Source organism: Nonomuraea turkmeniaca (assembly GCF_005889735.1).
In the GTDB taxonomy this organism is placed as follows: domain Bacteria; phylum Actinomycetota; class Actinomycetes; order Streptosporangiales; family Streptosporangiaceae; genus Nonomuraea; species Nonomuraea turkmeniaca.
The window spans coordinates 26,917-45,316 of sequence record NZ_VCKY01000064.1; the positions used below are offsets into that span (position 1 = coordinate 26,917).

19 protein-coding genes and 1 pseudogene are annotated in these 18,400 nt (G+C 69.4%); 7 read left to right on the forward strand and 13 right to left on the reverse strand.

Going from position 1 to position 18,400, the window contains the following annotated elements; translation table 11 throughout:
- Positions 1-158: 158 nt before the first annotated feature.
- From ETD86_RS60130 to ETD86_RS20260, 3 genes are all read right to left on the reverse strand, one after another.
- On the reverse strand, positions 159-239 hold the full coding sequence (locus ETD86_RS60130) for a Tn3 family transposase (RefSeq protein WP_281286935.1): 81 nt from the start codon (positions 237-239) through the stop codon (positions 159-161).
- A 92-nt stretch (positions 240-331) separates the two neighbouring features.
- Positions 332-538, reverse strand: a complete 207-nt coding sequence (locus tag ETD86_RS59175; protein WP_138667717.1) for a Tn3 family transposase — start codon at positions 536-538, stop codon at positions 332-334.
- A gap of 27 nt (positions 539-565) precedes the next feature.
- On the reverse strand, positions 566-1,210 hold the full coding sequence (locus tag ETD86_RS20260) for a TetR/AcrR family transcriptional regulator (RefSeq protein WP_138667718.1): 645 nt from the start codon (positions 1,208-1,210) through the stop codon (positions 566-568).
- Between ETD86_RS20260 and ETD86_RS20265 the strand changes: the two genes are divergently transcribed.
- Positions 1,167-1,931, forward strand: coding sequence for a zinc-binding dehydrogenase (locus ETD86_RS20265; RefSeq protein WP_211370180.1), 765 nt, complete (start codon positions 1,167-1,169; stop codon positions 1,929-1,931). The two genes, ETD86_RS20260 and ETD86_RS20265, sit on opposite strands and share 44 nt — an antisense overlap.
- A gap of 9 nt (positions 1,932-1,940) precedes the next feature.
- Here ETD86_RS20265 and ETD86_RS20270 read toward each other — a convergent pair whose 3' ends face one another.
- Complete coding sequence (locus ETD86_RS20270) at positions 1,941-3,623, reverse strand: DUF5722 domain-containing protein (protein WP_211370181.1); 1,683 nt, start codon at positions 3,621-3,623, stop codon at positions 1,941-1,943.
- A gap of 74 nt (positions 3,624-3,697) precedes the next feature.
- Positions 3,698-6,130: a hypothetical protein gene (locus ETD86_RS20275; RefSeq protein ID WP_138667719.1), complete on the reverse strand. Its 2,433-nt coding sequence runs from the start codon at positions 6,128-6,130 to the stop codon at positions 3,698-3,700.
- A gap of 886 nt (positions 6,131-7,016) precedes the next feature.
- Between ETD86_RS20275 and ETD86_RS20280 the strand changes: the two genes are divergently transcribed.
- Positions 7,017-7,577, forward strand: a complete 561-nt coding sequence (locus tag ETD86_RS20280) for an NADPH-dependent F420 reductase (RefSeq protein ID WP_211370182.1) — start codon at positions 7,017-7,019, stop codon at positions 7,575-7,577.
- A gap of 183 nt (positions 7,578-7,760) precedes the next feature.
- Positions 7,761-8,156, forward strand: a complete 396-nt coding sequence (locus ETD86_RS20285) for a hypothetical protein (RefSeq protein WP_138667721.1) — start codon at positions 7,761-7,763, stop codon at positions 8,154-8,156.
- A 124-nt stretch (positions 8,157-8,280) separates the two neighbouring features.
- Here ETD86_RS20285 and ETD86_RS20290 read toward each other — a convergent pair whose 3' ends face one another.
- Complete coding sequence (locus tag ETD86_RS20290; RefSeq protein WP_425465647.1) at positions 8,281-9,312, reverse strand: RNA polymerase subunit sigma-70; 1,032 nt, start codon at positions 9,310-9,312, stop codon at positions 8,281-8,283.
- A gap of 73 nt (positions 9,313-9,385) precedes the next feature.
- Here ETD86_RS20290 and ETD86_RS20295 point away from each other — a divergent pair, with 73 nt between their 5' ends.
- Positions 9,386-10,249 (forward strand): Tn3 family transposase, encoded by an 864-nt coding sequence (locus ETD86_RS20295; protein WP_138667722.1) that lies wholly within the window; start codon positions 9,386-9,388, stop codon positions 10,247-10,249.
- A gap of 59 nt (positions 10,250-10,308) precedes the next feature.
- Here ETD86_RS20295 and ETD86_RS20300 read toward each other — a convergent pair whose 3' ends face one another.
- From ETD86_RS20300 to ETD86_RS20310, 4 genes and pseudogenes are all read right to left on the reverse strand, one after another.
- The gene (locus ETD86_RS20300; RefSeq protein WP_246148029.1) at positions 10,309-10,581 is read right to left on the reverse strand and encodes a sulfurtransferase TusA family protein; all 273 of its coding nucleotides are present in this window, start codon (positions 10,579-10,581) and stop codon (positions 10,309-10,311) included.
- A gap of 68 nt (positions 10,582-10,649) precedes the next feature.
- Positions 10,650-11,105, reverse strand: a pseudogene (locus tag ETD86_RS57080) (hypothetical protein); the annotation flags it as partial.
- Between the two features lie 21 nt (positions 11,106-11,126).
- A complete protein-coding gene (locus ETD86_RS57085) occupies positions 11,127-11,579 on the reverse strand; it encodes an aminotransferase class V-fold PLP-dependent enzyme (RefSeq protein ID WP_211370184.1) in 453 nt (150 codons plus the stop codon).
- 76 nt (positions 11,580-11,655) lie between these two features.
- On the reverse strand, positions 11,656-12,333 hold the full coding sequence (locus ETD86_RS20310) for an ArsR/SmtB family transcription factor (RefSeq protein WP_138667724.1): 678 nt from the start codon (positions 12,331-12,333) through the stop codon (positions 11,656-11,658).
- Between the two features lie 81 nt (positions 12,334-12,414).
- Between ETD86_RS20310 and ETD86_RS20315 the strand changes: the two genes are divergently transcribed.
- Both ETD86_RS20315 and ETD86_RS20320 read left to right on the forward strand, forming a co-directional pair.
- A complete protein-coding gene (locus ETD86_RS20315) occupies positions 12,415-13,818 on the forward strand; it encodes an MBL fold metallo-hydrolase (protein ID WP_246148030.1) in 1,404 nt (467 codons plus the stop codon).
- Complete coding sequence (locus ETD86_RS20320; protein WP_211370185.1) at positions 13,815-15,065, forward strand: MFS transporter; 1,251 nt, start codon at positions 13,815-13,817, stop codon at positions 15,063-15,065. Before ETD86_RS20315 ends, ETD86_RS20320 begins: the two co-directional genes overlap by 4 nt.
- 207 nt (positions 15,066-15,272) lie before the next feature.
- On the opposite strand, the gene ETD86_RS20325 is transcribed toward ETD86_RS20320, so the two are convergent.
- Entirely contained in the window at positions 15,273-15,935 is a 663-nt protein-coding gene (locus ETD86_RS20325) for a class I SAM-dependent methyltransferase (RefSeq protein ID WP_138667726.1), read from the reverse strand.
- Between the two features lie 5 nt (positions 15,936-15,940).
- Positions 15,941-17,122: a cytochrome P450 gene (locus tag ETD86_RS20330; protein WP_138667727.1), complete on the reverse strand. Its 1,182-nt coding sequence runs from the start codon at positions 17,120-17,122 to the stop codon at positions 15,941-15,943.
- A gap of 87 nt (positions 17,123-17,209) precedes the next feature.
- Between ETD86_RS20330 and ETD86_RS20335 the strand changes: the two genes are divergently transcribed.
- Positions 17,210-17,818: a TetR/AcrR family transcriptional regulator gene (locus ETD86_RS20335; RefSeq protein ID WP_138667728.1), complete on the forward strand. Its 609-nt coding sequence runs from the start codon at positions 17,210-17,212 to the stop codon at positions 17,816-17,818.
- 90 nt (positions 17,819-17,908) lie between these two features.
- Here ETD86_RS20335 and ETD86_RS20340 read toward each other — a convergent pair whose 3' ends face one another.
- A complete protein-coding gene (locus ETD86_RS20340) occupies positions 17,909-18,292 on the reverse strand; it encodes a hypothetical protein (RefSeq protein ID WP_138667729.1) in 384 nt (127 codons plus the stop codon).
- Between the last annotated feature and the right edge of the window lie 108 nt (positions 18,293-18,400).

An 18,400-nucleotide genomic window follows, 5' to 3' on the forward strand; every position in this document is an offset into this window, starting at 1 on the left:
CTGGGGCTAGAGCATCTCATCCTCCCAGTTCGGCTCGTCGGGGTTGCGGAGCTGCCGGACGCCGGCGGGGCCGAGGTCAGGCTGGGCGAAGGAGCAGGTGCCGATCATGTTGATGTGCTGGCGGACGAAGGGTGACAGGCGTGCGACGTCTTCTTCGGTCAGGGGTAGCTCTCGGCTTTGAGCTGATCGAGGGCCCGGTCCATGTAGAAGGTGTTCCACAGCGTGACGCAGTTGAGCACCAGGCCGAGGGCATTTGATCATCTTCTCCGGCCCGGGGTGCCTGCTCGGCCGAGTCGTTGTCGGCGAGGATGCCGTCGTTGCCGAAGCGCAGTCAGGCGGAGAAGCCGTTGAAGCCTTCGACCTTGTTGGCGACCGCGGTAATGCGCCGCCGCAGGGCCGGGTCGGCGAGGAAACGCAGGAGCGCCATGGTGCGCACGCTGCGGCCGACCTCCCGAATGGCTCGGTACGTCTGGTCCTTGCGCGAGTGGGAGCCCAGCCGGCGCAGCAGGGTGATGGAGTTGAGCCTGCCCTCGCGGATGGAGTTTGGGTGCTTGCCGGTAGTTGTCTAGCTCACTGGGTGTGATGGCGTGGAGGTGAGCGTGTCCCAGGCGGCCATCGCGCAGGTGATGACCGCTTCCAGCTCGGCGCGGCTGGCGCCGTCGCGGGCTTGTATGGATAGGCCTTGCACCACGGTGGTGTAGTAGCGAGCGAGGGCGTCGAGGCTGGCGGGCGGCGCGGTGAGGTCGCCGTCGGTGACGCCGCGAGCGAGCCGGTCTCTGATGGTGCTGAGCATGTCGCGCCGCAGGTCGGCCAGGAACTCCCGGGCCGCGTGGTTTTCCACGGCGCCGGTGGGCGCGGCCAGGATGAGCATGCAGTAATGCGGTGCGTCCGAGTGGGTGATCTCATCGGCGGTGGCGCGCAGCATGGCGTGGATAGCGGCGCGAGCGGTCGGCTGTTCGCGCAGCGCGCGCCTGGGCGGCTCGCCTGAGGTCGTGCCATAGAGCGCCATGACCTGGCGGAACAGGTCCTCTTTGCTGCCGAAGCAGGCGTAGATGCTGGCCGAGGCGATCCCCATGGCCTGGGCCAGGTCGTTGAGCGAGGTGCCCTCGTAGCCCCGTTCCCAGAACACCCCCAGCGCCTTGCGCAGGGCGGTGTCCGGGTCGAATGTGCGCGGCCTGCCGCGGGAGCTGGAGCCCGGCGCCCACGTCATCGGCGTCGGCATCGGAGGCGGCGCCTTCGCCGAGTACATGGTGCTGCCCGCAGACGCCGCGGTCCCGGTGCCGACGGGCTGGGCTGATGAGCAGGCGCTGGGCCTGGTCGTGAACTGGCCGACCGCACTGGCGGCGCTCAAGCCACTGGGCGGCGTCACCGCGGGGCAGAGCGTGCTGATCCACGCCGCCGCCGGCGGGACCGGCCAGGCCGCAGTGAAGATGGCCAAACACTACGGCGCGACGGTGATCGCCGCGGCCTCGCCAGGCAAGCACGAGGTGGTACGGGCGCTGGGCGCCGACCACGTCATCGACTCCCGCGGCGGCGACATCGCCGCCGAGGTCCTGCGGCTGACCGGCGGCGCGGGCGCCGACCTGGTACTGGAGTCGGTCGGCGGCGCCACCCTCAACGCCAGCCTGGCCGCGACCAAGCGGGTAACCGGCCGGGTCGTCGTCTACGGCCTGGCGGGCGGGGAAGCCGCGATCACCAACTGGGACCTGGTGTACAAGCACCAGATCCACGTCATCGGCCTGAACATCGGCCTCCTGATCCAGGCCGCACCGCAGATCTTCGGCGAGGTCATGGGTGAGCTATTCGCGCTCATCGCCGCCGGTGTGCTCGGCCCCGGCCGGCCCACCGCGTACGAACTGGCCGACGGCCCGAAAACGCTCGCGGAACTGGAGACCAGAGCCACCATCGGCAAACTGGCCCTGTTGCCATGAGAAAACGCCCTAGTGCCGAGCCGGAGACGCCGCACACCGAAGGGTTCCATCACAGGAGTCGAAACAGATGGCCGCAACCGTGGACCCGGCCGCCAAGCAGATGGCGCGATTCGTCGGGTAGGCGTTGTAGACGTAGCCGAGGCGCCCTTCGGTCCGATGGCCTTCACAACCGGAATTTGCGGAGATGAAGTGGTCCCCGTTGCCAGGGATGTAGCACCGATAGAGGGGAATGGTGTTGGGTCCCTGCCGAGTGTAGATGTGGCCGACCGGGCCGAGCGGCCGCAGCCCTTCGCACCCTGGCTCGAGGCTGAGCAGGTTGTGCCCGCCGACCTGGCATTCGAACAGCGGAACAGTTCCTGCGACATGGTCGCGGCGCAGCCGCCAACTGCCTTCGGTGGTGAAGCCGGGCGGCAGGGTGCGGGAGGAGGCCCAGTGGCCGCGGGTGGGATGGTTTCCCCGCGTGAGCCTGGTGAACGGCAGATGCTCGAAGCCGCAGGACAGCTGGGACGGCGTCAGGTCGCTGCGGTTGGCCATAGCCCAGGCGGCCCAGGCGGGCTTGGCGGTGCCATCGTGGTTGCGCAGACCGAGCGCGAGCCCGCCGGAGACCTCGTCGGGATGGTCGCTCATGCGGTGGTAGACGTAGTTGACGATGCCGGGGGTGGCGAGCACGTTGCGGAAGGACTGGCACACCGCGCTGGCCTGGCGTTGGGGCGAGGACGGGGTGAGGGAGTTGACTCCGCTTTCGGTGAGCTGCACCTGTGACCACGCCGCCGTCTGGGCGGGGAAGGTCGCGCGCAGCCAGCCCACCAGCACGCCGAGGTTGCCGTAGGTGACGTAGGGATAGTCGTCGGTGGAGAAGACGTCGCTGCGCAGGTCACGCGCGTACGGGTGGAAGGCCACGCGCCACTGCCTGTTGCCGGCCCGCTCGGCCAGACCACGCAGCACCGTCTGACCGGCCAGGGTGGCATCGGTTGCGGCGGGCCGCTCCAATTCCATGCCGAACTGGTGATCCAGCGAAATCAGCACGTGCGCGCTGGGCTGCTCGGCGACCACCCGATCGTAGGCGGCGTTGTAGTTCGCCGAGATCTCCTGCAACCACCCCCCGGTGTCGCAGGCCGTGCCCTGGCCGCAGCCGATGTCGAACCAGACGTTGCTGTTGACCTCGTTGCCGATGACGAAGTCGGCCACCCGGCCGTGGTCGTGCAGCCCGTCGTATCGTTCGGCGAGCATGCCGGCGAACCGGGCGTAGTCCGCCGGGTTGTTCGGGGTGCAGAAGAGGTCGAAACCGGGAGCGGCAGGGGAGCACGGCTTGCCGGTCCGTGCCCAGCCGGGCGTGCCGTACACGATGCCAGTAACCACCAGGCCGCGTGCGCTCCAGTCGCGAATCTCAGCGTCCACTTCGGCCGGCACGGCAAAGCAGCGGCCGTCGTACTCTTGCTCGCTCGCAGCGCACGGCGCCTGCTTGACTTGCGGATCCCAGCGGGCCCACACCAAGTTGATCGCCACGCCGCCGGTGTTGCTCCCGGCGATCTCCGCCTTGTCCGGCCAGAAGTCAGGCTGAATGGACTTGATCCGGTACGCGTCACGTACCGGGTAGGCGAGCGCACCGTCGCTCGCCTGCGCGGTGGCGGGCAGCAGTGCGGTCAGGAGAAGGACACCGATGCACAGCCACCACCCTCGATAGGTCCGCATTGGGGTCCTTTCTCATGGAAGAGACGGAGATCCGCGCCGCGCTCACTCGGCGGCGCGGATCTCCACCGAGACCGTCAGCTCAAGGGGATGGCGTTCAGGACCCTGGCGGGAATCACCTGCACGTTGCTGGACTGCTGCGCGGCCGTTCTCCGCCCCGCATTGATCAGCCACACCGTCGCCGAGTCGGGAGACTTGACGTAGGTGCCGTCGGCGATCTGTTCGTTCAGGTTGTCCCAGACGCGTACCGGGATGGTTTGGCGGGGTTTGTCGCCGTAGCCGGAGGCGGTGAGTTCGGCCATGGTGTGGAACTCGATCTTGGCGCCGCCGACGATCGCGGCCTCAGATGTCGTGCCCGCCTTGGCGATCCGGGTCCCGTCTTTGATCTGCCTGGTCAGGCCGTCCCAGACGCGGACCGGGATGACCTGGCGCGGCTTGTCCTTGTAACCGGAAGCGGTGAGCTCTTCCATGGTGTGGAACTCGACCTTGGCGCCGCCGACGATCGCGGCCTCAGACGTGGTCCCCGCCTTGACAATCCGGGTCCCGTCGGCGATCTGTTCGTTCAGGTTGTCCCAGACGCGGACGGGGATGGTTTGGCGGGGTTCGTCGCCGTAGCCGGAGGCGGTGAGTTCGGCCATGGTGTGGAACTCGATCTTGGCGCCGCCGACGATCGCGGCCTCAGATGTCGTGCCCGCCTTCACAATCCGCGTGCCATCCCCGATCCGCCCCGGCAGGGCGTCCCAGACGCGTGCAGGCAGGATGTGCAGGGGATCGTCCGCATAGCCGGCGCTTTCGAGTTCCTCCATGGAGATGAAGGGAATCTTCGCCCCGCCGACGACCGCCGCTTGGGCGGTGTCGCCGGCTTTGCCGATGCGGACTCCGTCTCCGATGTCGTTCGGCAAGGCGTCCCAGACGCGGGCAGGCACCACCTGCACCGGACGATTGCCGTAGCCGGAGGCGATGAGCTCATCGATGCTGGTGAAGGGCATCTTCGCGCCGCCGATGATCGCCGCCTGCGCCGATGAACCCGCGTTCTTGATCCGCGTACCGTCTGCGATCTTCGTTGGGAGGGCGTCCCAGGTGCGGGTGGGGATGGTCCACACGGGTCGGTCACCGTATCCGGAGCCGTTGAGCTCCTCCAAGCTGGCGAAGGGCATCTTCGCCCCGCCGACGACCACAGCCTGCGCGGTCAGAGTACCGTTCTTGATCCGGGTGCCGTCCATGATCTGTGTCGGCAGGGAGTTGAAGACCCGCTCCGGAACGGCCCGCACCTTCGATCCCCAGTCGGTGCCGAAGCCGGCGTCGATGACCTCTTGTGGGCTGCCGAAGTTCACTCTTGCCAAGCCGATCATGGCGGCTACTGGAGTCGACCCGTTGGACCCTTGGAGCAGAGTGCCGTCATCGGGAACGGTGGGCAGGGTGTTGAAGTGCCGGGAAGGGATGGCACGTACCTTCGACGCCCAGCCGGCGCCGTATCCGGCGTCGATGACCTCCTGAGGGTTGGCGAACGGAATTTTCGCACCTCCCAGGTACATCGCGACCGCTGTGGAGGCGCCGCCGGATGTGCCTTGGACAAGGGTCCCGTCGGTGGGGATGAAGCCGATCCGGTTGTAGCTGCCGGCCGAGATCGCCACCACGCGGCTGGCCCAGTCGGTGCCCTGACCGACGTCGATGACCTCCTGAGGATTGGCGAAGGGCACCAGGGCGCCACCCAGCGTCATGGAAACAGGCAGGTCGGTGTTGCCGTCCTTGGCCTGCACCAGGTTCCCGTCGGCCGGAACTTGGTTCATGTGGTCGCGGGCGTCGATGGACCAGTCGGAGATTTTCACCGGCGTGCCGCAGGTCACCGGGGCGGCGCAGGAGTCCTGCCAGACGGGGAAGCCGCCGACGAAGATGTAGATCCGGCCGCGCTGGTCGATCGCCGAGGTGGCGTTGCGGGGGGTTGCAGGACCTGCGTTGATCACCCCTTGCGTGGTGGGGCGTGGCGTTCCTGAGCAGATGTTGTCGTTGCAGGTGGCCTGCCACACCGGCGCGCCGCCGACCATCTTGTAAATCCTGCCGGTGTCGGTCGTGTGCAACAGGGTGCCGTCGGCCAAGCCGCGCACATCGGTCACCGGCTGCGGACCAGGCGGAGGAGCGGGCGTGCCACTGCCGGGGGGTTGCCCGTAGCCGCCGCTACCGCCACTGTAATAAATCGACTTCGTGCACCTTGTTATTGGGTCGAGCCAATGACAGATCGTTGAACTAATGGGAACCTTGGCCGAGCGGTAACTGGTGACGTCGCCGCTGACACACCACCATGTGCCCAAGATGTTGAACCGCTCAACGTGCTGGATGTTGCGATACGCCATTCTAACGAATTCCGCGTATGCTTGGGCATACCCCACCCTCTTGGGTGGAACGGTAGGTACGGCCCCCACCCAGGTCGCGGTCTTTTCAGTTGTGGTCGTGACGATCCCGATGCTACGGGATGCGCCGACTATCTTGGCGAATTCGAGCGCGGTGTTCACACTCGCTTCTATCGATAGCGATTCCTCTTTAATCTCATGCATCGGCATCAGCAGGTCGCGCTTCGCCGCCGTTAGGGACTCTTATTAGAGCACCTTTCGGTTCTATGTCTCTGCCGCTGGAGAGTATCTGTACCGTGGCGTCACTGGGCTGTGGCCCACCACAAGGGTACGGGGGACTGACCCAACCGTCAGCGTTGGCCGGCGGAGGATTTATCGTCGCAACGGACAGGCTCGCACCGATAAGGGCGGCCATTGTTAATATTTTTCTCAGCTTTGTCATTTCTTCCTCGGGAAACGTTTAGATACGGGTCGAGCGGCGATCGGCGTGCGAAGCCCGCTTTGGGATGGCTGTCGCATTCCCCGGCTCCTGCTATGAGAGTCGCCACGAGCAGGAGGGGCAGTTCGTCGCGTCGTGTCGTCCTGTCTTGGGTTTGATGGTCGATCGCTTCTGTAACGCTCAGGCATGCCGCGGCCTTCGGGCATGTCATTCGGGGGGGCGTCGGGCGCGCCCGCGGGTGCCGATGTGGTCGTGAAACGGAAAGCGATATCGCTTTGATGTAATGGTGAATGAGCCGCGCATCGCGGGTGCTTATTGAAAACAGGGCTTGGCATCTCTGTATAATTACACCTGGTACGGCCGGATCGGCTACCGTCGATACGGCCAATAATCACCGGTTTCCTGCCAGGAGCCTCAGCGGTGGGCAGCGGCCCGACCGACGACCTCTCAGAGCCGTTGGATTTGACCGAAGGCGCACGGGCTGAAGCCCGGGGTTCCGCAGTTGGCAGTCGCACGTGAGCCCGGATTGGGTGTCGACCTGGCAAACGTATGCAGGGCCGAGGGGTGTCGTGTGCCTACGCCCTCCGCGGCCGGTCGCTGATCGGGTCAGTGCCGTCGCGCCGAGCCTCAGGCCCGTACCTGGAGCCGGCCACGGTGCGCGAGGCCGTCGCGCAGGACATCGCCGTCCTCGCCGTGCCCTGGCGCGACCTACCGGCAGCCGTCAAGGCGACGGAGGGGAGCGACTGGGGCGGCCGCATCGTCATCGACACCACCAACCCGCTGGGACCGCCCGACTTCAAGGTCGCCGACCTGGGCGGGCGCACCTCCAGCGAGGTCGTCGCCGACCTCGTCCCCGGCGCCCGCCTGGTCAAGGCCTTCAACACCCTCACCCCCGCCGTCCTCGGCGCCGACCCGCGCACACCCGCCGGACGCCGCGTCATCTTCCTGTCCGGCGGCCACGCCGACGCCTACGACCGCATCACCCGCCTGATCGAGCACTCCGGCTGGGCCGCCATCGACCTCGGCCCGCTGGCGACCGGCGGACGGCTGCAGCAGTTCCCCGGCGGGCCTCTGCCCACCCTGAAACTCCTGCAGCTGTTGGCGCAGTCGCTGGTTGTCTCGGGCCAGTTCGCGGTTGCGGGCGTTTGCCGCCTCAAGGCGATGGAGTAAGGATGCGTCGTTGCTGCGGTGGTGGGCTGAGACCGGTGCTTTCGGAGATCTGCGGCTGAGGTCGCGGAGCCGCTCGACCTCGGCTCGGAGGTCAGCTTGGGTGTAGAGCCATGATCAGGGCCCGCAGTGGGCGACACTCGGATTTGTGCGATTCCTTCCGCTCGTCGCAAGGTCTGTATTGATATGCCGACCGATTACGCTGTCAGGCTGCTGGGCGCGGCCATCGACTATGCCCATGAATGCCTGACCCCCGTGCGGCCGCAGGACCTGCCGATGCCGACGCCCTGCGCTGTCGGAGATGTCGAGGCGCTGCTGTGGCGCCTGAACGACGCGCTTGAACTCCTCTACGAGGCCCTCACCGAAGCGGTGATCGGCTGGCGGCCGGTCAGTCAGGCGGGGGACGATCCCGTTGCCTTCTTCCACGTCCGGACGCGCAGGCTGCTGGCCGTGGCCGCGACGAGCGCGCGCCCGGACAGCCCTATCGCGATCGGTGACCGCTACCTGCCCCCGGGGTCTCCTCCTCGCCGGGGGCACGGTGGAGATCACCGTCCACGCCTGGGACATCGCCTGGTCCTGTAGACGCGACCGGCCCGTTCCGCCGCCGCTGGCCGCCGGTGTTCTGGAGCTCCTCCCCTGGTCTTGACCACCGGTACCAGCCACTTGCAGCATGGCTCGCCCGATGGAGGCGGCCCAGGCGACCGACTCATGGCGCGGTTCGGACGACGCGTCTCGTCGTGACCTCACTGCAGAGCGCTCGGTACGCCGAACCAAGATGCAAGTCCTCCTTACCGAACACGGTGATCCGGCTGATGCCGCCCGACGTGACGGTGAGGACGGCGAGGCCGAAGGCCTCGTAGGCGCCGTCGCCACGGCGTAGGTAGGCGGCCGCGGCGGGCTGCCCGTTGGCCTGGACGGGAACCATCCGCCAGGTTCCGGGAGAGCCGAGCACCCGGGCGAGGTGACGCAGGCAGGTGTCCAGCCCGGAGAACCACGTGGAGTACCCGACCATCTCCAGCGCGGCGTCCTTCCGCAAGGCCCGCTCCAGAGCCGCCTTCTCAAAGGCGGTCATGTACTGCTCCAGCAGGTCCTGGATATCAAGCTCGGTGAGTTTCTCGTGCGCGGTGTCGACGTTGGTCAAGGCCGCGCGAGCGCGCTGCAGCGAGCTCTTGACCGCGGCCACGGAGGTCTCCAGCATGGCCGCCACGTTCGCTGCAGGGAATTCCAGCACCTCGCGCAGCAGGTAGATGGCCCGCTGCCGCGGCGTCAGCTTCTGGAGGCTGGCAATGAGCGCGAGGCGCAGCTGTTCCCGCGAGATGACAATGGAGGCGGGATCGCCCGGGCCGGGCGTGACCATCGTGTCAGGGATCGGCTGCAGCCAGAGCACGTCTCCGCTCGCCGCTTCGAGCGAGGCATCGGGGTCGCCGCTCGCCGGCCCGAGGCCGGAGGGCAGAGGACGCCGGTTGCGTTGCTTGCGCTCGTTCAGGTAGGCGTTGGTGGCGATCGTATAGAGCCAGGTGCGCAGGGACGAGCGTCCTTCGAACTCCTCAAAGCCGCGCCAGGCGCGCAGGTAGGTCTCCTGCACCAGGTCTTCGGCCTCGTGCACCGAGCCCATCATGCGGTAACAGTGCGCCAGCAGCTCGCGACGGTATGGCTCCGCGAGCGCGGCGAACTCCTCGATCGTGCTCACCGTGGTCCTCCCTCGCCTGTTGTGTCGGCTCTCGCTGAGCCGCCCCAATGGGGACCATCCAGAGCGGCCAAAGGAATCGCCGCCGAGCGGTCGAGGCCGCGGCGTCGGGCTCGCCGCGGCCATGCGCACCATCGCCAGCACGGCGGTGCCGGCCTCGACTGCGCGGAACCGGATCACCTCCGGTGGAGGTATGGAAGGCGATCGAGGAGGTGGTGCCGCGCGAGAAGCTGGTCTCGGCGGTGGAGACGGTCGCGGCGTTCGTGCCCGCGGCGCCGGAGATGTAGGTGAAGTCGGCCGGCAGGCCGGTGCGGTCGAAGACCTCCAGCAGCAGCTCGGGGAAGTCCAGCCGGGGCAGCATGTCACCCGGCTGTGGCGCACCAACACCCGGGCTGTCTACGGGCCGCTGGAGCACATGTCCCGCCACACCGTCCGGCTGGACAAGATCCGCGCGCACTGGGGCGACATGCTGCGGGTGGCCGGCTCGCTGACAATGGGCACGGTGCGCGCCTACGACCTGATCCGGATGCTGTCGGCCGACGGCCGCACCACCGGCCTGGGCGAGGCGTTCGCGCACTACGGCCGGATTTCCAAGACGCTGCATCTGCTGCAGTTCATCGCCGACGAAGGCTATCGGCGGATGATCGGCACCCAGCTGAACGTGCAGGAGGCCCGCCACCGCCTGGCACGGAAGATCGCCTTCGGCAACCGGGGCCAGCTGCGTCAGCGCTACCGCGAAGGTCTGGAGGATCAGCTGGGCAGTCTGGGTCTGGCGTTGAATGCGGTCATCTGGTGGAACAGCCTGTATCTGGATGCTGCCGTCAAGCAGCTGCGTGCCGACGGGTTCCCGGTCACCGATGAGATGTGCGCGCGGCTGTCGCCGATCCAGTACGACCACATCAACTTCCTGGGCCGCTACGCCTTCTCTCGCGCTGATGTGGCCGGGGGTTTGCGTCCGTTCCACGACGGCGCCCACGAGAGCACCTGAGCGTCGGTTCAGGGCACTGGTCAGGCGGCCGCGCGGACATGAGCTGGGTGAGGTGAGGGTCAGGCGGTGGTTGACCGCCACGGTGCATGGGGCTCGGTACGGCGGGTGTCGGCGCGGACGCTCAGGGCGTAGATGGGACGGCCGTTGCCGGGCGCGGCGCCGAGGTAGAGGTGGCCGGTCAGATGGCACCAGGCGGGCAGGTCGATCGGTGCGGCGGGGTCGGTGGCGATGAGGTGGACGACACTGCCGGAGGGCAGGCCGGCTACCAGGCGGCTCAGCTCGATCAGCAGTTGCACGCAGCGGCGGTCACCGCCGTCCAGTACCACTGGCACGGCCGGATCGCCGGCACCGCCATCGGCAGGGCGGTCATCCTCAGGGGCGGCGTGCGCCCGCTCGTCATTCATGGCGTGGCCTGTTCTGTGGTGCCGGGAAGGCCAGGCAGCGGGTGAGAGATGGTCGGGGCCGCGCTGATGAGTGCAGCAGTTGCGGTCTCGATGTCGGTGCTCCAGCGGCCCAGCGACAGCCGGACCGCGCTCAGCGCCCTATCGGCCTCCAAGCCCATGGCCGACAGCACGGGCGACGGGGTGCGGGTGCCGCTGTGGCAGGCCGAGCCGGTGGAGGCCGCCACCGCGGGCGCGGCGGCCAGGAGATCGTGCCCGGGGATACCGTCGATGCTGATGTTCAGGGTGTTCGGCAGGCGCCGACCGGCGGGGCCGCTGAGGTGAACTCGTCCTGGCAGCGCCGCGTCCAAGCGGCGGTGCAGGTCATCGCGCAGGTGCGCGAGGCGGGAGGGCGCGCCGGTGGCGAGGTCGTGCGCGGCCAGGTCGGCGGCGGCGCCGAGAGCCACGGCCAGGGCAACGTTCGTGGTTGGCGGCCATCACCGACACCAGCACGGTGTCCTCAGGGCGGCGGCCAGCGCGGCCGGATTCACCAGCCCGTCGCCGCCGACCGGCAGCACGGTGACGCGGGCGTCGTGCAGGCGGGCCAGCGCGTGGCAGGTTTCCAGCACGGCCGGGTGCTCGGTGGCCTGGGTGATCACGTGCGGGCGCGGGCGGCCGGCTGCGAGCACCGCGCCGCGCACGGCCAGCAGGTTCGCCTCGGAGCCGGAGGCGGTGAACACCATCTGCGCTGCCTGTGCCCCGATGAGGGCGGCGACCTGCGCGCGGGCGTCGGCGAGCGCGCGGCGCGGCCGATCGGCGTACGGGTGGCTGCTGGAGGGGTTGCCGAACCAGGCGGTCAGATACGGCAGCATCGCCTCGGTCACCCGCGGGTCGACGGGCGTGGTGGCGTTGTAGTCCAGGTAGACCGGCCCGTCCATAGGCCCGTCCATGGGTCCGCCCGTGAGGTGACACCGGCAGGCCGGGCGGACTCACCGGATGAGCCGGGACGCGATGCGCGCGCGTCGCTCATGTCAGCTCCCCGGCGTCGACGGGCATCTCGGCCAGCCGCCATTCGAGCATGCCGTCGGCCAGGCGGATCGCGTGCCGTCCGCGGTCGGTCAGCAGGCGGACCGCGTCGTAGGCGAGCACGCAGTATTCGCCGCGGCAGTAGACGACGATTTCGCAGTCCTCGGGCAGTTCGTTGATCCGGTCGGCCAGGTCGGCGACGGGGATGCAGACGGCTCCGGGGATGTGACCGGCCAGGTATTCCTCCACCGGGCGGACGTCGAGCACCACGACGTCTTCCGTCTGGAGGCGGGCGCGCAACTCCTCGCGGGTGACCTCCGCCGCGCCGTCTCGGCCGAGGTAGGCGTCCCGCGCCGCCGGGACGGCGGCCTGGTGGTTCTCAGCTACCTTGCGCAGCAGCGCGAACAGCTGGGCGACGTCGTCGCCGGCCAGCCGGTAGTGGATACGCACGCCGTCGCGGCGGGTGGCGACGAAGCCGGCCTGCTTGAGGGTCTGCAGGTGGGCCGATGCGGTGGTCAGGTTCAGGCCTGCGGCCTTGGCCAGGGCCTCGACGGTGCGTTCTCCCTGGGCGAGCAGGTCGAGCAGTTCGAGGCGTTTGCCGCTGGCCAGAGCCTTGCCGCTGGCCGCGAACGCGTCGTACAGGTGGGTCTTGGCCTGGGCGGGAGTTGCGTCACTCATCCAATCCTCCATTAATCTATGGAATATCGTACCAACAGGGAGCCGTGTGCGCTCCCTCCCGCACCGCCGGGGGGGCAGATCGTGGAGGACATCGTGGGATTCGCCGAGGACCACCTGATACCGCTGGTGGACGAAGGGCTGGGCAACAGTGCCTACCTGGTCGATCTGGGGGACGGCCGGGCGCTGGCCGTGGACGCCGGCCGTGACCTGCGTGCGCTGGACGCCGCCGCGCGCCGGCGTCGCCTGACGGTCGCCTATGCGGCCGACACTCACCTGCATGCCGACTTCCTGTCCGGCGCCGTGCAACTCGCCCACGACGCGGGGGCGACCGTGCTGGCCTCCGCGGCCGGGCAGCGCGCGTTCCCGCACCGCGCCTTGGGCGACGGTGATGAGGTGGATCTGGGCGGGCTGCGGCTGCGTGCGCTGGCCACGCCCGGGCACACCGACGAGCACCTGTCGTTCCTGCTGCTGGACGAGGGGCAAGAGCTCGGCGTGTTCACCGGCGGGTCGCTGATCGTGGATTCGGCTGCCCGCACCGATCTGCTCGGCGCCGAGCGCACCGAGGAACTGGCCCGCGCCCAGTACCGCTCGCTGCACCGGCTGGCCATGCTGCCGGAGGCGACCGCGGTGTGGCCGACCCACGGCGCGGGCTCGTTCTGCTCGGCCCCGCCTGGCACCGAGCGAACCTCCACCATCGGCGCGCAGAAGCAGACCAACCCGTTGCTGGCCGCGCCGGACGAGGACACGTTCGTCCGCCGGCTGGTGGCCAGCTTGGGCTCCTACCCCGCCTACTTCGCCCGCCTGACCGAACACAACCGGCGCGGCCCCGCCATCCTGACCGGCACGCCGCCACTGCCCGCGCTCGATGCCGGGCAGGTCAAGGCGCTGATCGCCGATGGCGGCCAGGTGGTTGACGTGCGTCCGGTGGCCGAGTTCGCGGCCGGTCACATCCCCGGCGCGCTGTCCATCCAGCTACGCGAGCAGTTCGCCACCTGGCTGGGCTGGCTGCTGCCCGACACCACGCCCCTGGTCTTCGTGGTGGGTGACGGTCAGGACCTGGCGGAGGTCGTGTGGCAGGCGTACAAGATCGGCTATGAGCGGCTGTCCGGGCACCTGGCCGACGGCATGCCCGCCTGGCTGGAGGCCGGACACCCGCGGGCCACCACCGCGTTCGTCACCGCCGACCGCGTACCAGCCCGCCCGTACTTGGACGTGCGGCAGGAGACCGAGTACGCCGCCGGGCACGTGCCCGGCGCCCTGCATCTCGAACTCGGCGACCTCGCCCGCCACACCGCCGACGCCCCGGCCGGTGTCGTGGTGGCCTGCGGGCACGGCGAGCGCGCCATGACCGCCGCGAGCCTGCTGGAACGCGCCGGACACACCGACGTGACCGTCCTGGACGGCGGCCCGGCCGACTACGCCGCCGCCCACGGCCTGCGGCTCGACACCGTTGACGCCGGCACCGCCGATGGCGGTGCTCGGTGAGCACCGGCACCATCCCCCCGGTGCGGCTCGGGCTGCGGGAGAACTGGCTGCAGTTCACCCTGCTGGTCGTCGTCAACATCTGCGTCGGCGGCCTGGTCGGGCTGGAGCGCACCACCGTGCCGCTGATCGGCACCGACATCTTCGGGCTGACCAGCGACCTGGCGGTGTTCTCCTTCATCATCGCCTTCGGCCTCACCAAGGCGGCCACCAACCTTGCCGCCGGTGCGCTGACCGCGCGCTTCACCCGCAAACAGCTCCTGGTCGCCGGCTGGCTGATCGGCACGCCGGTGCCGTTCATGCTGGCGTGGGGGCCGTCGTGGTGGTGGATCGTGGCGGCGAACGTGCTGCTCGGCCTCAACCAGGGCCTGGCCTGGTCGATGACCGTCAACATGAAGATCGACCTGGTCGGCCCGGCCCGCCGCGGCCTGGCCACCGGGCTGAATGAGGCCGCCGGTTACACCGCGGTCGGCGTCACCGCGCTGCTCACCGGCTACCTCGCCACCGCCTACGGGCTGCGGCCCGCGCCCGAGCTCATCGGTGTGGTCTTCGTCGCCACCGGCCTGATCCTGGCGCTGACCGTCCGCGACACCGCCGCCCACGTCGCCCTCGAGCTCGCCCAGCACCCCAAGCCGCTGCCCGACGGCGAGAACATCGGGCTGGCGGCCACGTTCGCCCGCACCTCCTGGCGGGAGCGCTCGCTGCGCGGCGCCAGCCAGGCCGGGCTGGTCAACAATCTCAATGACGGCCTGACCTGGGGCGTGTTCCCGCTGCTGTTCACCGACTACGGGCTCGGCCTGGCCGCCGTCGGATTGATCAAGGGCCTGTATCCGATCCTGTGGGGCATCGGGCAGATCCCCACCGGCCATCTGGCCGACCGTATCGGCCGCAAACCCCTCATCGTCTACGGGATGCTGGTGCAGGCCGGCGGGTTCGTCCTCGCCCTGGCGCTGCTGGAGCGCCCCCTGCTGGCTGGAATCCTGTCGGCCGTGGCGCTCGGCCTGGGCACCGCGATGGTCTATCCGGCGCTGATCGCCTCCGTTTCCGATCACGCCCACCCCGCCTGGCGGGCCAACGCGCTGGGCACCTACCGGTTCTGGCGCGACATCGGCTATGCCGCAGGAGCCCTGCTCGCCGGCCTCCTGGCCGACGCCTTCGGACTGGAAGCCACCGTCATCGCCGCCGCTGTGCTCACCGCCGCCTCCGGCCTGCTCGCCGCCCGCTGGATCACCGAACACCACAGTCACTGAGCCCCGGCAGGCGGCCCGCCGAACGGCCATGCGCGGGTCAGCCGGGGGCGCGAGTGGCCCGCTTGGTCTTACCTGCAGGGCTGCGTTCCCGCGCCCGTCAGCTCGGCATCGAAGCCGGCCACGGTCAATGCGAGGGGCGTGGTGCCCATAGCGTCCCTCCCTGCTGTCCGTATCGATGACGCCTTTGGCCGCGCCTGGCCATGCCGCTCACTCATCGCCGCCCCGCACAGCTGTACCGAGGATGTGGAAGGAGACCGGGGTGCGCGCGGGCGGGAACAGGAAGCGGTCCAGGTGGTCGATGCGGAACCCGGCCCGCCGGAGTTCGGCCTCGGCGTCGCGGCCGAGGCGGCAGCCGCCGACCAGATGCGGCCAGATGGTGGCATCCAGCACGTCCTGAAGGCGGGCCAGGCCTGCCGTGTCGGCTCGTACGTGCTCCAGAAATCGGAGCTGCCCGCCGGGTTTGAGCACGCGTCGCGCTTCGGCCAGCGCCGCACCGACGTCGGGTAGCGAGCACAGCACCATGCACATCACCACTGCGTCCGCGCTGTGATCGGCTGCGGGCAGGTGCTCGGCGACGCCGGGCACCACCTCCACGGGGACCGCCGTCTCGGCGGCGGCGGCCTGAGCCTGCGCGCGCAGGCGTGGTTCCGGTTCCACTGCGATCACCCGCCTCACCTCGGCCGGGTAGTACGCGAAGTTGACGCCGTGCCCAGCGCCGGCCTCGACCACCTCGCCGGACAAGCCGGCCAGCAGCTCGCGACGGCGTTCGGTCATGCCGCCCCGGTCCATGCCGGCGGCCATCTTCGGATACATCCGGCCGAACAACGGCCGCCGCCTGTTCACCTGCCTGCTCGCCTTGGCCGCGCTCATGCCGGTCACCAGGTCACCGGCAGCGCGGTCAGCCCGCCGGTCAGCGTGCGCTTGTCGAAGGTCAGCTCCTCCACCGCACAGCCCAGCTCCAGGGTGGGGAAGCGGGCGGCGAGCTGGGAGAAGACGACCTGTAGCTCGATGCGGGCCAGCGGTGCGCCGACGCAGTAGCGGGCGCCGTGCCCGAAAGTGAGGTGCGGCACGGCGGGCCGGTCGACGTCGAACCGGTCGGGCTCGGCGAACACGCCCGCGTCGTGGTTGGCGGCGCCGGTGTCGAGCAGCGCCAGGTCCCCGGCGCGGACGTGCACGCCGGCGATGTCCAGGTCTTCGCGGGCGTAGCGGGGGATGCCGCCGCCGCCCAGGTTCGGGGCGCGCAGGATCTCCTCCACCGCGGCGTCGATCCGGGACGGGTCGGCGGCCAGGGCCGGCCACTGGCCCGGGGTGGCCAGCAGCCACAGCACGCCCTTACCGATCGCGGTGACCGTGGTCTCGTGCCCGGCGAACAGCAGGAACATCCCCATCGCGGCGGCCTCGTCGTCGCTGACCCCGTCGGTGGCGGCCAGCCGGGAGATCACATCGGCCTCCGCGTCACCTGCGGCGCGTTTGCGGGCCACCAGCTGCTGCCCGTAGGCGAACAGTGCGCCCAGTCCCTGAGCCGAGCGGGTGCGGTCGGTGATGTCGGCGGCGTCCTGCGTCCAGCCGCGGAACTGTTCGCGGTCCTCGTACGGGACGCCGAGCAGCTCGCAGATGGCGGCGATGGGGAGGGGCAGCGCCAGCGCGGTGTGCAGGTCGGCCGGCGGCCCGGCCTTCTCCAGCTCGTCGAGCAGCTGGGTGGTGAGCGTCTCGACGCGGCCGCGCAGCGCCCGCATCCGTTTGGGCGAGAAGTGCGGCTGCAGCAGCGCGCGCATCCGCCGGTGGTCGGCCTGCTCGGTGTCGAAGCCGCCCATCGGGCCGCCGAACAGCTCGGACTCGCCGGTACGGGAGGCGCGTTCGGGCTCGGGATGGGCGCGGCCGAGCCGGGCGTCGTCCAGCAGGGCACGCACCTCCTCATACCCCGTCACCTGCCAGCCGGGATGACCGACCGCGGTGCGGATGGCGTGGATCGGGCCTTCGGCCTGCAACCGGCGCAGCAGCGGCGGCGGCTCCAGCGGGCCAGGCTGCTCGAACGGTAGCTGTACGGGATCGGACACAGCCCCTCCTGAAGTAGATGCGGCTTTGTAGACTTCTATGTATAAGAAGTTACATGTATACTTTGCCTTCTACAAGTGGAGGTCGGGATGAGCACTGCAGCGGGCCAGAGTCAGCACGAGGCCGGGCCTGCTCGGCCGGTGCGCAGGTTGCGCCGCGCGGAGCGGCGTGAGCAGATCCTGGACGCGGCCACCCGCGCCTTCGCCCGCGCCGGCTACGCCGCCACCGGCCTGGACGACATCGCCGCCGAAGCCGAGCTCACCCGGGCGATGCTGTACCGCCACTTCGACTCCAAGGCCGACCTCTACCGGGCCGTACTGGACCGCGCCTGCACCCGGCTGGCCGAGGCCACCGGCGCCGACAACTTCGACGACGACGCCATCCCCGCCCTGCTGCGCGCCGCCGCCGCCGACCCCGACGGGTTCCGGCTGCTGTTTCGCTACGCGGCCCGCGAGCCCGACTTCCGCGAGCTGATCGACTCCATCACCGCAGCCTCCCGCGAGGTCGGCCGACGCAACCTGGCCCGCGTAATCCCCGAGGGGCCGTGGCTGGACTGGGCCGCCAACCTGATCCCCGCCTTCACCCTGGAGGCCGTCATCGCCTGGCTCGACGCCGGCCAGCCCGACTCCGACCAGGCCGCCGACCGCATCACGGCGGCCGTGCACGGCGTCATGGCCGCCGCCCACCCCACTCCGTAGCTCATAGCCGCCACGCCGTTGATCATCGAGAGGGATCGAGTGGTGAGCCGAGACAGAGCGAGTACATCGAAGGGCTGGCGGCGATGAGGTCTATGCCGGGGGTGTATGGGGAACCAGTTCCTGGCTTTCCGGATCGGCGCTCCAGTCAGTGGTGGCGCCTGTGGCAGCGGTGAAGCGGACCGACAGATGTTCGCGGCCGCTGTCGTGAGTGAAGACCACCAGCGCATCGACCCCGGCCACCTGGCCCGATCCGTAGGCGAACGCCGCACCATGGAACCCTGCGCCCTGCAGTTCTCCGGCCGCCAGCTGCACGGGGCGGACATCGACGCGGCTTGCGCAGACGATGCGAAGACCACGGAGGGCAAGCAGGTGCGGCGGGTGGCTTTCGCGCTGGAGGTACACCTCGATCGGCTCGGACGCTGGCTGAAGCAGGCGCGGCCGGGTCACGTCGATGACTAGTGCCGTATCAGCCAAGGTTCGCCCTGTAGTGCCTCAGGTCGCGGATGGCGCAGGTCTCGGCGAACGCGACGTCTGAAATCCGCCAGCATGCTCACGGTCGGTCGGGCGAGAATCCGCTCGTGA

Bases quoted from the DNA above. Each gene is read 5' to 3' on its own strand.
- ETD86_RS20270 (WP_211370181.1), bottom strand. From the start codon at position 3,623: ATGCGGACCTATCGAGGGTGGTGGCTGTGCATCGGTGTCCTTCTCCTG.
- ETD86_RS20295 (WP_138667722.1), top strand. From the start codon at position 9,386: ATGCGCACCATCGCCAGCACGGCGGTGCCGGCCTCGACTGCGCGGAAC.
- ETD86_RS57085 (WP_211370184.1), bottom strand. From the start codon at position 11,579: ATGGACGGGCCTATGGACGGGCCGGTCTACCTGGACTACAACGCCACC.
- ETD86_RS20325 (WP_138667726.1), bottom strand. From the start codon at position 15,935: ATGAGCGCGGCCAAGGCGAGCAGGCAGGTGAACAGGCGGCGGCCGTTG.
- ETD86_RS20335 (WP_138667728.1), top strand. From the start codon at position 17,210: ATGAGCACTGCAGCGGGCCAGAGTCAGCACGAGGCCGGGCCTGCTCGG.
- ETD86_RS20260 (WP_138667718.1), bottom strand. From the start codon at position 1,210: ATGACGTGGGCGCCGGGCTCCAGCTCCCGCGGCAGGCCGCGCACATTC.
- ETD86_RS20310 (WP_138667724.1), bottom strand. From the start codon at position 12,333: ATGAGTGACGCAACTCCCGCCCAGGCCAAGACCCACCTGTACGACGCG.
- ETD86_RS20285 (WP_138667721.1), top strand. From the start codon at position 7,761: ATGCCGACCGATTACGCTGTCAGGCTGCTGGGCGCGGCCATCGACTAT.